At 33.0% G+C, this 14766-nt stretch carries 11 protein-coding genes; 6 read left to right on the top strand and 5 right to left on the bottom strand.

Annotation, left to right across the window (positions count from 1 at the left end; all coding sequences use genetic code 11):
- Nucleotides 1-2: 2 nt before the first annotated feature.
- Both BUA46_RS00825 and BUA46_RS00820 read right to left on the bottom strand, forming a co-directional pair.
- Nucleotides 3-1049, bottom strand: a complete 1047-nt coding sequence (locus tag BUA46_RS00825; RefSeq protein WP_019386993.1) for a GntR family transcriptional regulator — start codon at nucleotides 1047-1049, stop codon at nucleotides 3-5.
- Between the two features lie 186 nt (nucleotides 1050-1235).
- A complete protein-coding gene (locus tag BUA46_RS00820; protein WP_019386994.1) occupies nucleotides 1236-2282 on the bottom strand; it encodes a GntR family transcriptional regulator in 1047 nt (348 codons plus the stop codon).
- A gap of 273 nt (nucleotides 2283-2555) precedes the next feature.
- Here BUA46_RS00820 and BUA46_RS00815 point away from each other — a divergent pair, with 273 nt between their 5' ends.
- The 5 genes from BUA46_RS00815 to aldA all read left to right on the top strand — a co-directional run bounded on the left by BUA46_RS00815 (nucleotide 2556) and on the right by aldA (nucleotide 10261).
- Nucleotides 2556-4661 carry a bifunctional rhamnulose-1-phosphate aldolase/short-chain dehydrogenase gene (locus BUA46_RS00815; RefSeq protein WP_019386995.1) on the top strand — a complete coding sequence of 702 codons (2106 nt, stop codon included), beginning with the start codon at nucleotides 2556-2558 and terminating at the stop codon, nucleotides 4659-4661.
- Between the two features lie 102 nt (nucleotides 4662-4763).
- Nucleotides 4764-6044, top strand: a complete 1281-nt coding sequence (locus BUA46_RS00810) for a sugar isomerase (RefSeq protein ID WP_019386996.1) — start codon at nucleotides 4764-4766, stop codon at nucleotides 6042-6044.
- Nucleotides 6045-6053: 9 nt separating this feature from the next.
- The gene (locus BUA46_RS00805; RefSeq protein WP_019386997.1) at nucleotides 6054-7430 is read left to right on the top strand and encodes an FGGY-family carbohydrate kinase; all 1377 of its coding nucleotides are present in this window, start codon (nucleotides 6054-6056) and stop codon (nucleotides 7428-7430) included.
- A 73-nt stretch (nucleotides 7431-7503) separates the two neighbouring features.
- On the top strand, nucleotides 7504-8793 hold the full coding sequence (locus BUA46_RS00800) for a class II aldolase/adducin family protein (RefSeq protein ID WP_019386998.1): 1290 nt from the start codon (nucleotides 7504-7506) through the stop codon (nucleotides 8791-8793).
- A 28-nt stretch (nucleotides 8794-8821) separates the two neighbouring features.
- Entirely contained in the window at nucleotides 8822-10261 is a 1440-nt protein-coding gene (aldA, locus tag BUA46_RS00795; RefSeq protein WP_019386999.1) for an aldehyde dehydrogenase, read from the top strand.
- Nucleotides 10262-10331: 70 nt separating this feature from the next.
- Here the strand turns inward: aldA and BUA46_RS00790 are convergent, their stop codons facing one another.
- Genes BUA46_RS00790 through BUA46_RS00780 form a run of 3 tightly spaced genes read right to left on the bottom strand, consistent with a single transcriptional unit; the run spans nucleotide 10332 to nucleotide 13026 of the window.
- Nucleotides 10332-10910 (bottom strand): LutC/YkgG family protein, encoded by a 579-nt coding sequence (locus BUA46_RS00790; protein ID WP_019387000.1) that lies wholly within the window; start codon nucleotides 10908-10910, stop codon nucleotides 10332-10334.
- Nucleotides 10903-12270, bottom strand: a complete 1368-nt coding sequence (locus BUA46_RS00785) for a LutB/LldF family L-lactate oxidation iron-sulfur protein (protein ID WP_019387001.1) — start codon at nucleotides 12268-12270, stop codon at nucleotides 10903-10905. Before BUA46_RS00785 ends, BUA46_RS00790 begins: the two co-directional genes overlap by 8 nt.
- Nucleotides 12271-12273: 3 nt before the next feature.
- Nucleotides 12274-13026: a (Fe-S)-binding protein gene (locus BUA46_RS00780; protein WP_019387002.1), complete on the bottom strand. Its 753-nt coding sequence runs from the start codon at nucleotides 13024-13026 to the stop codon at nucleotides 12274-12276.
- 280 nt (nucleotides 13027-13306) lie between these two features.
- Between BUA46_RS00780 and BUA46_RS00775 the strand changes: the two genes are divergently transcribed.
- The gene (locus BUA46_RS00775) at nucleotides 13307-14710 is read left to right on the top strand and encodes a purine-cytosine permease family protein (protein ID WP_019387003.1); all 1404 of its coding nucleotides are present in this window, start codon (nucleotides 13307-13309) and stop codon (nucleotides 14708-14710) included.
- The last annotated feature ends 56 nt before the right edge of the window (nucleotides 14711-14766 follow it).

Genomic DNA, 14766 nt, shown 5'->3' with positions numbered 1-14766 from the left:
TGTTACAACGAATCTCTTTCAATTAAATTAAAAGGCGCTTTTAGTTTGAGCTTTTTCTTGTTCAAAATAATTTGTGCAGCAGTTTCTCCCATAACTTTAAAATCTGTTGATATTACGGTAATCCCCAAAAGGTCTTTTAAAGGCGTATCGTTGTAAGATATGATGCCTATATCGCTTCCTAGAATATATTCGTCTTCTCTTACTTGTTTAACCAAGTTAACTAAATCTGCTTCTTCAATAGTAATAAATAGATCCCCTTTTTTTAGAATCATATCGTGGTATACTTTGTCTATAATTTCGAAGTCTAAATTATGTTCAACGCAAAATTTTCTAAAGCCATGTAAAATTCTTCGTGGATATGGATGAACAGCCTTTTCAGGATACACTAAAATTATTTTTTGATACTTCTTTATTTTGGTAAGCCCTTCATTTAATGCTCCATATATATCATTTTCAAAATCTTGATACACTTCTCCTAAGGCACCACTCATTTCAGGTTTTATATTATCTAAAATAATTAATTTTTGTTGCGGAATCTTTTCCAGTGCTTTTAAAGCCTTATCAGTGAAACTTACATGTTTTAAATCATCGGTTTTAAAATGTGGCATGATTATAAAATAATCGTATGCCGATTTATTTTTATCAATTAAATTTAAAAATAAGGTTTCGTCGCAATGGTAAACGTGTAAATCTGTGTGTGAATTAGCTCCAATGGCATCTATAAAGTGGTTGTAAGTTCTAAGTTTATAGTTGCTTAGTTTGTTGATTAAGAATAAGATATTGACTTTAGAAATTAATTTAGTACGGGAAATATAAAACCCCTTACCTCGAATTGAAGTTATTATATTACGTTCTTTTAAGATGCTATAAGCTTTTTCTACGGTATCTCTAGATAAATAGAATTCTTCACTAAACCTATTAATGGAAGGTATTTTTTCATCTATATTGAAATTTCCTTTTGAAATATTTTCGATTACCGAATCAACAATTTGTTGATATTTTGGTACCCTTGAATTCTCGTCAATATTTATAAACTTATATAAATCCATCTAGAAAAAGTTTGAATAAAAAATTTAAATTAATTATAAAATTCTAAATAATGCAATAAATATAGAAATTAACAATTAAACTAATTTTTTGGTACTTATACTAAATTTTTTTCGTGAAAATCTCAACAAAACAAATTAGTAAAGATTACTTTGTTTAAAGAAAAGAAGTATATATTTAGTTATCAGCTAAACGGATTTTCTTTCAATAAAATTAAAAGGCACTTTGTAAACTCCCTTCTCATTATTTAAAATCATACCTGCTGTTGTTTCTCCCATGATTCTAAAATCGGTTGAAATAACTGTAATTCCAAGAAGTGCTTTTAACGGTGTGTCGTTATATGAAATAATACCTATATCATTTCCTAAGACAAACTCTTTTTCTCTTATTTGTTCAAGCAAATTAATTAAGTCGTCTTCTTCAATGGTTATGAATAAATCTCCTTTTAAAAGAATCATGTCGTCATAAACTCGATTTAAAATATCGAAGTCCAAATTATGTTTAGCACAAAATCTCATGAAACCACGTTTAATTCTTTTGGGATAAGGATAAACTGCTTTTTCTGGATAAATAAGAATGATTTTTTTATATCTAGAAATTTTTTTAATTCCTTTTTTTAGAGCATTGTAAATATCGTTTTCAAAGTCCTCATAAACAGTAATAATATTATCTTCAATTGGAATTTGTTTATTGTCTAGTATAATTAATTTGTTTTTTGGAATCTTATTCATAGCTTGTGTTACAGCCACTGTAGTACTTGTGTACTCACTATTTTCAGTTTTAAAATGGGGCATAATAACATAATAGTCATAAGCTTTTTCATGTTTACTAAGCAAATTTAAAAATAAGGATTCATCACAATGATAAATATGTAAGTCAATATAAGCGTTAGGACCAATGCTATTTAAAAATGAATGATAGATTTCCATTTTGTACCAGCTCAATTTATTGATAAGAAATAGAATGTTTAATTTCTTAATTAATTTAGTTCGGGAAATATAAAAACCCTTCCCCCTAATTGACGTAATTATATTTCTCTCTTTAAGAATACTATATGCTTTTTCAACGGTGTCTCTTGAAAGATATAAATCTTCACTAAGCCTATTTATTGATGGTATTTTATAATCTATTTTAAAATTCCCAGTAGAAATATTATGGATAACAGAATTTACAATTTGCTGATATTTAGGAATTCTGGAATTCTCATCTAGTTTAATAAATTTGTGTATTTCCATAAATTAATCTTTTAAATAGAATAAACACCCTCAACTTAATCTTTAAAAACGAAAACACGCCATATTAAAAAGTGTGCTGTTGAACGATTTTAAGGTAGAAAACAATTTCAAGATAAGAATTTAATACTAATCGATTGAAAAACAATGAATAATTCAATCGGTTTACGAAAAAATTATATTTTTAGAATAATATTTAGAATAGCAGTATAGTACAGGATAGAGAAAAGCATTTCCTTATTTATTTTTGATTCACTAATTATTCTAATTCAAAAAATGGAAAACATTACTAAAAACTTCAAGTACGTAGATTATCTATGGGATGACAAAAAAGCAAACAGTTTAGGAGATAACCAAGTAGAATTGTTTCTATACCGTTCTAATATATTAGGTGCAGATTTAAGAATTACAAATTATGGAGGAGGAAACACCAGTTGTAAAACTATGGAAACCGACCCATTAACAAACGAAGAAGTTGAAGTAATGTGGGTTAAAGGCTCAGGAGGGGATATAGGAACTTTAACAAGATCTGGAATAGCAGGTTTATATACGAAACGCTTACGAGATTTAAAAAACGTTTACCAAGGATTACATGATGAGGATAGAATGGTAGGTCTGTTTAATCATTGTATATATGATTTAGACAGTAAAGCGCCATCAATAGACACACCTTTGCATGGTTTATTGCCATTTGCACATATAGATCATTTGCACCCAGATGCTTTAATTGCCGTTGCAGCTGCCAAAGATAGTGAGAAGGTAACAAAAGAAATTTGGGGAGACACCATGGGCTGGGTACCATGGCAAAAACCAGGTTTCGATTTAGGATTACAATTAGAAAAATGTTTAGCCGATAACCCTGGAATTAGAGGAATTGTTTTAGGAAGTCATGGCTTATTTACTTGGGGAGATACCTCTTACGAGTGTTATATGAATAGTTTAGAAGTTATTGAAATGGCTTCTGAATATATTACAAAGAAAATAAAAGAAAAAGGTTCTGTTTTTGGTGGTCAAAAAGTTGAAAGCTTACCTAAAGAAGAACGTTTAGAAAAAGCAACCCAATTAATGCCATTACTTAGAGGATTATGTTCTTCTGAAAAACGCATGATTGGTCATTTTTCTGATACAGATGTGGTTATGGAATATATCAATAGTCATGATTTAGAAAGATTGGCGCCTATGGGTACATCTTGTCCAGATCATTTCTTGAGAACCAAAATTCAACCATTAGTGTTAAAATTAGATAAAAATGAAGATTTATCAGATGCTGATGCGATTTTAAAGAAATTAGAACCAGCATTTGAAGCCTACCGTCAAGAATACGTAGATTATTACAACACCTGTAAAAAAGATAATAGTCCAGCCATTCGAGATGCAAACCCTGTTATTATTATTTATCCAGGAGTTGGTATGTTTAGTTTTGCAAAAAACAAGCAAACTACGCGTGTAGCAAGTGAGTTTTATATCAATGCTATCAACGTTATGCGAGGTGCCGAAGCGATAACAGAATACACTTCGTTGCCAAGACAAGAGGCTTTTGATATTGAATATTGGTTGTTAGAAGAGGCAAAATTACAGCGTATGCCAAAAGAAAAACCATTATCTCGTAAAGTAGCTTTTGTAACAGGAGCAGGAGGCGGAATAGGTAAAGCGATTGCTGATAAATTGGCAGCAGAAGGCGCCAATGTGGTTCTTACAGATATTAACGAAGATGCACTAGTTGAGGCGAATGCAACTTACGCAAGAGACGTGTCAACATATGCCGTATGCGATGTAACCAGTACCGCATCCATAGAAAGTGCATACAAGAAAGCAATTCTTGAGTTTGGAGGAGTCGATATTATTGTACATAGTGCAGGTTTGGCTATTTCAAAACCACTAGAAGATACAACTGATAAAGATTGGAATATATTACAGAATATATTAGTAAAAGGGCAGTTCGATTTAGCAAAACAATTTGCTGCGATTGTTCGTAAACAAGGAATTGGAGGCGATTATATTGCCATTGCAAGTAAAAATGGCTTAGTAGCCGGACCAAATAATGTCGCTTATGGAACAGCAAAAGCGGCGCAACAGCATATGGTACGTTTACTTGCAGCCGAATTAGCTAAAGACAAAGTAAGAGTAAATACAGTTAATCCTGATGGTGTAATTGTAGGAAGTAAAATATGGGAAGGTGCTTGGGCAGAAGGTAGAGCTAAAGCAAACAATATAACTGTAGAAGAACTACCAGCATTTTATGCAAAAAGAAATCTTTTACACGAAATCATTACCCCAGATGATATAGCAAATGGCGTATTCTCTTTTGTAGGGATACTTGATAAATCTACTGGAAACATTATTAATGTTGACGGAGGTATGGCCAATGCATTTGTAAGATAAAAAATGAAATTATTTGTAGTTAGTAGTTAGTTAAAAAAAAGACAACTTCCGTAGAACGATTTGTTTTCTGGAAGTGTCTTTTTTTTTAATAGAAATTTAATCATGAAAATACAGAAAGAACACATTGTAAATTACAATAAAAAGGGAATAGAAAATCATAATCAAAATTTTGATTTTTTAGCAAATAAATTAACAAATCAAGGAAATGATGTTAATGCAATAGTTTCAAAACTTGCAGATTTTCAAGTAGCTATCCCAAGTTGGGCATTAGGCGCTGGCGGAACTCGTTTCGGGCGCTTTTCTTTTTTTGGAGAACCATCAAATCTTGAGCAAAAAATAGAAGATATTGGAGTGCTGCACAGTTTAACACAAACTGCAGGTGCCGTTTCATTGCATATTCCATGGGATATCCCTTCAGATTATAATGCTATAAAAGAAAAAGCGAACGCTTTAGATATTAAATTTGATGCCGTAAATTCTAATACGTTTCAGGATCAAAAAGACGCATCAGAAAGTTATAAATATGGTTCTCTCAGTAATACAAGTCAAGCTGTAAGAGAACAGGCAATACAACATAACTTAGATGTTATAAAAATTGGAGATAAATTAGGTTCAAAAGCACTAACCGTTTGGTTGGCTGATGGGTCTTGTTTCCCAGGTCAAAATAATTTTCAAACAGCATTTCAAAATACACAAGATAGCTTAATTGATATCTATAAAGGTTTACCAAACGATTGGAAAATGCTGGTTGAATACAAACCGTACGAACCAAATTTTTACAGTACTGTAATTCAAGATTGGGGAGCTTCTTTAATGCTTGCCAATGGTTGTGGTGACAAAGCCTATACATTAGTAGATTTAGGACATCATTTACCAAATAGTAATATTGAACAAATCGTTTCAATTTTACAATTAAAAGGAAAGTTAGGTGGATTCCACTTTAATGATAGTAAATATGGTGATGACGATTTAACAGTAGGCAGCATTAAACCTTATGCATTATTCTTAATTTTTAACGAATTAGTATATGGCATGCAAAATAATCCTCAAAACCCAGATTTAGCGTGGATGATTGATGCAAGCCATAACGTTAAAGACCCATTAGAAGATTTGATTCAATCACTTGAAGCTATTCAAGAAGCTTATGCTAAAGCATTACTTATAGATCAAGCAGCATTAAAAGCAGCGCAGATAGATAACGATGTTGTAAAGTGTCAAGAAATATTGCAAGGTGCTTATAGAACAGATGTTAGACCATTATTGGAAAAAGCAAGATTAGAAAGAGGTGGTGCATTAAGCCCTATACAAGCTTATCGCGCTTTAGATGTTAGAAATAGCTTAATAAAAGAAAGAGGTAAAAACACAGTCGCCACTGGTTTATAAACCAAAATCATGAAACAAAAAGTAACTGCAGTTTTTGATATAGGAAAAACAAATAAAAAGTTTTTTCTATTTGATAAAGATTTCAAAGAAGTCCACAAAGAATATATTTCGTTTGAAGAAATAAAGGATGAAGATGGGCACCCAACTGAAAATCTTCCTGCGTTAAAAAAATGGTTAAAAAAGGTATTTGATCGAATTTTAGAAAAAAAAGAATTCAACGTAAAAGCGATAAATTTTTCAACATATGGCGCTAGTTTTGTGCACATAGACCGATATGGAAAACCTTTAACACCGCTCTACAATTACACAAAACCTTTACCTAAAGAAATTGTTACTTCTTTTTTTGAGAAGTACGGGCCTAGAGAAGAATTTCTTCAAACTACCGGATGTGCAGATTTAAGTATGCTTAATTCTGGGCTTCAATTATATTGGTTGAAGCATTCAAAACCAGAAGTTTTTAAAAACATAAAATATTCTTTACACTTACCCCAATATCTCAGTCATGTTTTTACTGGTATTCCATTAAGTGAATATACAAGTATAGGCTGTCATACGGCACTTTGGGATTATAATAAAAATGATTATCATAGCTGGGTTTATAATGAAGGTATAGATAAAATTTTACCACCTATTGTTTCAACAGAAACAAGTATTAATATGAATTACAATGGTAACCGTATTAAAATAGGTGTTGGAATTCATGATAGCTCTGCAGCTTTATTGCCGTATGTACGTAGTATAAAAAAGAAGTTTGTTTTAATTTCCACAGGTACCTGGAGTATTACTTTTAATCCGTTTACAGACAATCCAATTTCTACAGAAGTAGCTGATAGCGATGTTATCAATTACATGCGCATTAATGGTAAACCTGTAAAGGCATCTCGATTGTTTTTAGGGAATGAATACAAGGTACAGGTGGAGAAATTAAACAAAAAATTTGGTGTTGATGATGATTATCACCGAAACGTAAAGTTTGACTATGATACCTATTTAGCCATCATGAAAGACTTTAAACATTGTTTTAAATGGGATAGTATAATTGATGCTGATATGCCTGAAAAAACAGAGTTTTATTATGATAAATATGAACATGCATATCATCAATTAATGACCGAATTGGTTTTACTACAAATAAAATGCATTAAGAAAGCGATAGGAAATGATGTAATATCAGGACTATATGTAGATGGTGGTTTTAGTGACAACGACTTATTTATAAAACTTTTGTCTCACAATTTTAGGGATAAAAAATTAAGGACTACAAATGCCTCATTAGGCTCTGCACTTGGTGCTGCTATTTCTATTTCAGATACTAAACTTAATTCTAAGTTTTTGAAAAAAAACTATGCGCTGAAAAAACATGTGCCATTTATTATAAGTGGTTAAGACTTTCTAAAAAAAAATGAAACAACATAAGAAGTAACTTGTTATAATAGTTATTTCTTGAATATATAAACAAATGTCAAAAAACATTAAACTAGTACATCCTAGAGATCAAATTACCGAGGTAATAAGTAGAATTTATAAGAGAGGAATGACTACCACTTCTGGTGGTAATATTTCAATAATTGACGACGATGGAAATATTTGGGTAACGCCATCTGCAATTGATAAAGGTTCATTGCGTTCATCAGATATCATATGTGTGCAAAAAGACGGTACTGTGGTTGGTAAACATAAACCATCATCAGAGTTTCCGTTTCACAAAGCTATTTATGAAGCAAGACCAGATATTAAGTCTGTTATACATGCGCATCCGCCTGCATTAGTTTCTTTTAGTATTGTTAGACAAATTCCAAATACAAATATCATATCACAAGCAAAACATATCTGTGGACCTATTGGTTATGCAGATTACAGGTTGCCAGGAAGTGAAGATTTAGGAGAAGTCATTGCAGAGGAGTTTAAAAAAGGCTACAAAGCCATTATTATGGAAAATCACGGAACTGTTTTAGGGGGAAGTGATTTAACGGATGCTTATGAACGCTTTGAAGCTTTAGAGTTTTGTGCTAGTACCATAATTTATGGTTCACAAATAGGAACACCTAAATACCTTACTGACCAGCAAATTGATGAGTTTGAAGCTCAAGCGACTGGAGTATTGCCAGAGATGAAAACCACAACATATCCATCATACGAAGTTGAAAAACGATTAGAAATTTGCAACATCGTTAAACGTTCCTGTCAGCAAGGATTAATGATAAGCTCATATGGCACAGTTTCTATGAGATTAAAAGGAAATGATTTCCTAATTACGCCAACAGGAATCAATAGATGGGACATTGATTTAGAAGATATTGTGCAAATAAAAGATGGCAAGCGAGAAGAAGGAAAAACACCAAGTAGAGCGACTTGGGTTCATCAAGAAATTTACAATCGAAATCCTAATGTGAACTCAATAATTATGACGCAGTCGCCATATTTGATGGCCTTCGGTGTAACGGGAGAATATCTAAATGTAAGAACTATTCCTGAAAGCTGGATATTTTTACAAGACATCGATTTTGTAAAATATGGCAATCATTTTAGAAAGAATAATAATTCTGAAATTGTCGATAATTGTCCAACAGCTTTAATCATAGAAAATGATTCTGTAATTGTAACTGGAGACAAATTATTACAAACCTTCGATTATCTTGAAGTTGCAGAGTTTAGCGCAAAATCAATTGTTTTAGGACATTCATTAGGTGAAATGGTTCCAATAAATGATGAACAGGTCGAAGATTTAAGAATGAAATTTTTGGCATAAAAGATAGTATTAGAAATAACTCAGAATTATGAAACATTATAAGCAATATATTAACGGTCAATTTGTAGACTCCAAAGCAACATCCGTAATAGAAATATTAAACCCTTGTACAGAAGTGGTAATAAGTACAATTTCTACAGGTACAGTTGAAGATGCCGATAATGCCTTAGAAGCTGCACAAGCTGCACAACCGGCATGGGAAGCTTTACCAGCCATACAAAGAGCTGCTTTTTTACATAAAATGGCAGATGTTATTAGAGAAAACCGTGTGTTTTTAGCAGAGACTTTATCTAAAGAACAAGCTAAAGTTATAGGTTTAGCTCAAGTTGAGATAGATGTAACAGCCGATTATTTTGATTATAATGCAGGTTGGGCACGAAGAATAGAAGGTGAAATCATCCAAAGTGACAGAGAAAAAGAACATATTTATTTGCATAAAGTTCCAATTGGGGTTGCAGTAGGTATTTGTCCTTGGAATTTTCCATTTTTCGTGATGGCGCGTAAAGTAGCTGCATCCTTAATAACCGGAAATACCTGTGTTATTAAACCGAGCTCGGAGGCACCTAATACCATAATGGAATTTGCAGATTTTATTCAAAAGATAAATTTACCTGCAGGTGTTTTAAATTTTGTTTGTGGTGCGGGACGAACTGTTGGTAATGCACTTTCTAAAAGTCCAATTACTGGAATTATTAGTTTAACAGGTAGTGTTGGCGCAGGACAGAAAGTAATCAGTGCAGCTGCAGAAAACATTACAAAAGTTTCTCTAGAATTAGGGGGTAAAGCACCAGCAATTGTATGTGCAGATGCGAATATGGAATTGGCTCTTAATGCCATCGTTTCTTCAAAAGTAATTTTTAGCGGGCAAGTTTGTAACTGCGCAGAACGGGTATATGTTCAAGATAGTATTTATGACGAGTTTGTTGATAAGCTAACTAAAAAAATGAGCAAGGTTACTATTGAAGATGCCTTAACAGGAACAAACGCCGATATGAGTAGTTTAGTTTCACAATCGCAGCTAGATAAAATAACAGAAATGGTAGAGTTTGCTAAAAAAGAAGGCGCCGAAGTTTTAGTAGGAGGCAAGCAACCTAATCAATTTGATAGAGGATACTTCTATGAACCAACCATTTTAACTAATGTTTCACAACAATCTGAAATTATCCAAGAAGAAGTATTTGGGCCAGTATTACCAGTGATGAAATTTGGTACATTAGATGAAGCTATTGCACTCTCAAATGATTGTCAATTTGGATTAACATCGTCTATATTTTCAGAAAATTATAACAATATTATGCATGCTACTAATAGTTTGCATTTTGGTGAAACCTATGTAAACAGAGAACATTTTGAAGCCATACAAGGGTTTCACGCTGGATGGAAAAAGTCTGGAGTAGGAGGAGCTGATGGAAAACATGGTATGGAGGAATATTTACACACCCGTGTAGTTTACGCTAAATATTATTAAACGTAATTTTAAATACAAAAAAGCTCAACTATTTATAGTTGAGCTTTTTTTATAAATTGTTTTTTGTTTTTTAAACTAAAAGGACAGATAAACTCATAGCGCCATGGGCACCAACTACTAGACACTGCTCTATATCAGCTGTTTTAGATGGCCCAGATATAAATACACCAAAGTTTCTTTCTCTGTTATCTATAACTTTATAAGCATCAAGCATATGTAAGCAAATGCTTTTTTTATTTAATATAATTACCAAATCATTAGTAATAAAAGGAAGCGCTCTCACCACGCTATTGCTTGCGGTCACCCAAATAGCACCATTTTCAGAAACGCCAAGTTCACCTTCCACAATCGCTAAGTCAATATGCTCTAGCGTATGTGGGTCTGTATTTTTATCAACCGAAATTGTTCCCAATTTGGATTTATTTGTTGTAGAAACAATATTAGTTTTATCAGGATACTGAGCTTTAATAATGTCATCAATAGAAGCAACAGTGGTTTCAATAATATTTCCACCAACTAAGGCAACATTGTTTTTAAAAGTTTCTTTTAAATCAACATCTTCTTTAAACTTAACTTCATTAATTTCTGGTAATGGAAGTAATTCAGGTTTGTTTTTTTTTACTGAATTTAATATGGCTTCTCTACTCATTCTTCTTTCTTTTTTTATACCATTCGTCAAAACTATCGCCTTTTACTTCAGGTAAATCTCTAGCTTTTCCCCAAGCATTTAATTTATTGTAAATCATAAATTTTGGCGCATGCTTCAACGCAAATCGTGCTGATTTTCCAGCTATTTTATATAATTTAGGTTTAGATAAAACCATGCCAGCTGTTTTAAGAATTGATTTTTTAACAATGGGCTGTTTCTCTTCCTTTACAATGACTTGTCGCCATTTATATAACTGCTCATGGATGTTTATTTTTACAGGACAAACATTAGAACAGGAACCACAAAGCGTAGAAGCAAATGGTAGCGAACTGTGTTTTTTCAAGTCTTTGCCCGGAGAAAGAATAGAACCGATGGGTCCTGGTATTGTGTAATCGTAGCTATGTCCACCACTTCTTCTGTATATTGGGCAAGTATTCATGCAAGCACCACAACGGATACAATGTAAAGAGGCTCTGAAATCTTCCCTACTTAATTGTTCTGTTCTGCCATTATCTACAATAACAATATGCAGTTCTTTACCTTCTTCAGCTTGGTTAAAATGCGACGAATAGGTAGTAATAGGTTGTCCAGTTGCACTTCTAGCCAACAACCTTAAAAATACACCTAAATGTTTTTCTTCAGGAATGATTTTTTCAATACCCATACATGCAATATGTGCTTTTGCCAAGTGCACGCCCATGTCGGCATTACCTTCATTAGTACAAACAACAAATCCACCAGTTTCTGCTACGGCAAAATTGACCCCAGTAATGGCAACATCTGCATTTAAAAATTTGTCTCTTAAATGCTTTCTAGCTTCACTAACTAAATATTCAGGATTTCCTTGGCTAGGTTTTGTTCCCAAGTGCTCTTGAAACAAAACATCAACTTCTTCTTTGGTTTTATGAATGGCTGGTAAAACAATATGGCTTGGTGGTTCTTCGGCTAATTGTACAATGCGTTCGCCTAAATCTGTGTCTATAACTTCAATCCCTTTGTCCTCCAAAAATGGATTTAAATGGCATTCTTCAGTTAACATAGATTTACTTTTTACTACTTTTTTAGCATTGTGTTTTTCTAGAATACTTTGTATTATTTCATTATGTTCTTGCGCGTTAGCTGCCCAATGCACATGTACGCCATTTTTTTTGGCATTTGATTCAAACTGAATTAAATATTCATCTAAATTAGATAATACATTGGCTTTAATTTCAGACCCTAATTGTCTCAAATATTCCCACCCTTGAACATTATGAGCAGATTTATCCCGTTTTTCTCTTACATACCACAAAGCTTTATCGTGCCAATTGACTTTAGCTTCGTCTTTATTAAATTCTGTTGCGCGTTTTGCGTGATTCATAATTTATAAACTGCTATTTAGTATTTCGGCAATATGCATTACCTTTAAGGGTTGCTTGTTTCTATTTACGATACCTTCAAGGTGCATCAGGCAAGAATGATCTGCCCCTGTAAGCACTTCCACTTCACTATCCAAATGATCTTGAACTCGATCTTTTCCCATTTTGGCTGATATAGCTTCTTCAAAAACAGCAAATGTGCCTCCAAAGCCGCAGCATTCGTCTTTTCTATTTAAAGACATGAGCTCTAAACCTTTTACTCCATTTAATAGATCTTCTTCTGTAGAATAGTGTTCACCTTGTAATTCTGAACAAGAGCCTAATTTAAGACCTCTTAATCCATGACAACTTTTATGTAAACCAACTTTATGTGGGAATGACGCACCTAAATCGGTTTTACCAAGTATTTTTACAATAAACTCGCAAAGTTCGTAAGCATTATTCCTTACTCTTTTAACATCAGGAGTTTGTTCTAAGATATCGAAATGATGTTTAACATGATAGATACAGCTTCCCGAAGGTCCAACAATATAGTCGTACTGTTTGAAGTTTTCAACAAATAAATTGCATATGCCTTTAGAATCATCTTCGTATCCTGAATTGCCTAAGGGTTGACCACAACAGGTTTGACCTTGAGGATAATCTACATCAACACCTAATTTTTCTAATAATTGAAACGTAGCAATGCCAACTTGAGGGTATAATTGATTTATATAGCAAGGTATAAAGAGCCCTACTTTTATTTTTTTCTTTTCCATTTGTTTGATAAAAATCTAAACTTAAGATAAAAATATAAGAATACAAATCATTATCTATCCTGCACTGACCTGCACTAGGTTCGAAACACAATTAATTAATCCTTTTTATTTTATCTTTAGATTATTTCGTGATTATATTTATTTTACCGATAATTTTAATGGCAGTACAGTACAGGATACATTTGTGATAATGAGAATCTATTTTTGATTTTGGCTTTATAAAGTTTAAAGCTATTTTAATGTAACTATAAATATTTCTAACAACTAAACAACCATTTATATGAGCCAATTTAACATTGAAGAAGACATTGAAGATTTAGCAGGAGGAGAATTTGAAAGAACTCCGGTACCGAAATCAAAATTAAAAGGTTGGAAAAGTTTTATAGGGATGTATGCAGGAGAGCATGCTGCTGGAACGGAATTTATGATAGGACCATTGTTTTTAACTGCAGGCGTTAGTGCTTTTGATTTAATTGTCGGATTACTACTTGGTAATCTTTTAGCGGTTTTAAGCTGGCGTTTTTTAACAGCAGAAATTGCTGTAAAAAACAGACTGACTCTTTATTATCAATTGGAAAAAATTTGTGGAAAGAAATTAGTAACTGGCTATAATTTAGCAAATGGCGTGTTATTTTGTTTTTTAGCTGGTGCAATGATTACGGTTTCTGCAACTGCAGTTGGTATTCCATTTGATATGCCAATGCCAAAATTAACTGATACCATGCCTAATGGAATGACTTGGGTTATCATCGTGATATTGATTGGAGCTGTAATTTCAATTATAGCTGCACGTGGTTATGATACGGTTACAAAAGCTGCCAACTGGATGTCACCAATAATTGTTTTAGCATTTGTTGCAGCAGGTATAGTTGCGTTAACTCAATTAAATGTGAATAGTTTTTCAGATTTCTGGGAGATTTGGGGTGAAGGCGGAGAACCATTTCCGGGTCAAACCAAATTTACGTTTTGGCATGTAGTTATATGGTCTTGGTTTGCTAATGCAGCTATGCACGTTGGGATGTCTGATTTATCGGTTTTCAGATTTGCAAAAGAAGCCAAAGCAGGATGGACAACTGCTGCAGGGATGTATGTGGGCCATTATATGGCGTGGATAGCAGCGGCATTATTATACGCGGTTTATTTGAAATCTCCAGAGGCTCAAGCATTTTTGAGTAATGGTGATGCGCCACCAGTTGCGCCTGGACCTTTAGCAAATAACGCAATTGGTATATTTGGTATTATTGCCGTTGTATTAGCTGGTTGGACTACTGCTAATCCTACAATTTACAGAGCAGGTTTAGCGTTTCAAGCTATTTTGCCAAAATTGTCAACCGTCAAAGTGACTATTTTAGCAGGAACTGTTGCTACTATTGCAGGTTTATTCCCTGCATTCGCTATGAAACTTTTAGGTTTCGTTGCGCTTTACGGGTTTATATTAGCACCTTTTGGAGCCATTATTGTATTTGAGCATTTTTTCTATAAAAAGGCCGGTATCGTAAAGAACTATGCTGAAGTTGCTAATTTATCGTTTAATAAATCGGTATTTTGGGCGTGGGCAATTAGTTTCGGATTGTTTTATTTTATTTCAGTTCAGTTCGATGTGTTCTTATCGTTTGTAACACTTCCAGCTTGGTTATTATGTGGAATTCTATTCTTAGTATTTAGCAAAAAGTTTCAAAAGTAATAGCATAGTAAAATTTATAATAGAATTAGGATATTCGAATTAAGTCGCAAGTGGTC

The organism is Algibacter luteus (genome assembly GCF_900141715.1).
Taxonomy (GTDB): Bacteria; Bacteroidota; Bacteroidia; order Flavobacteriales; family Flavobacteriaceae; genus Arenitalea; species Arenitalea lutea.
Note: the sequence above shows the minus strand (reverse complement) of the source record. Positions and strands in the feature narration are given on the sequence as shown.

Coding starts and splice junctions, on each gene's coding strand:
- aldA (WP_019386999.1), top strand. CDS start 8,822: ATGAAACATTATAAGCAATATATTAACGGTCAATTTGTAGACTCCAAA.
- BUA46_RS00815 (WP_019386995.1), top strand. CDS start 2,556: ATGGAAAACATTACTAAAAACTTCAAGTACGTAGATTATCTATGGGAT.
- BUA46_RS00800 (WP_019386998.1), top strand. CDS start 7,504: ATGTCAAAAAACATTAAACTAGTACATCCTAGAGATCAAATTACCGAG.
- BUA46_RS00820 (WP_019386994.1), bottom strand. CDS start 2,282: ATGGAAATACACAAATTTATTAAACTAGATGAGAATTCCAGAATTCCT.
- BUA46_RS00825 (WP_019386993.1), bottom strand. CDS start 1,049: ATGGATTTATATAAGTTTATAAATATTGACGAGAATTCAAGGGTACCA.
- BUA46_RS00810 (WP_019386996.1), top strand. CDS start 4,764: ATGAAAATACAGAAAGAACACATTGTAAATTACAATAAAAAGGGAATA.
- BUA46_RS00805 (WP_019386997.1), top strand. CDS start 6,054: ATGAAACAAAAAGTAACTGCAGTTTTTGATATAGGAAAAACAAATAAA.
- BUA46_RS00775 (WP_019387003.1), top strand. CDS start 13,307: ATGAGCCAATTTAACATTGAAGAAGACATTGAAGATTTAGCAGGAGGA.
- BUA46_RS00785 (WP_019387001.1), bottom strand. CDS start 12,270: ATGAATCACGCAAAACGCGCAACAGAATTTAATAAAGACGAAGCTAAA.
- BUA46_RS00780 (WP_019387002.1), bottom strand. CDS start 13,026: ATGGAAAAGAAAAAAATAAAAGTAGGGCTCTTTATACCTTGCTATATA.
- BUA46_RS00790 (WP_019387000.1), bottom strand. CDS start 10,910: ATGAGTAGAGAAGCCATATTAAATTCAGTAAAAAAAAACAAACCTGAA.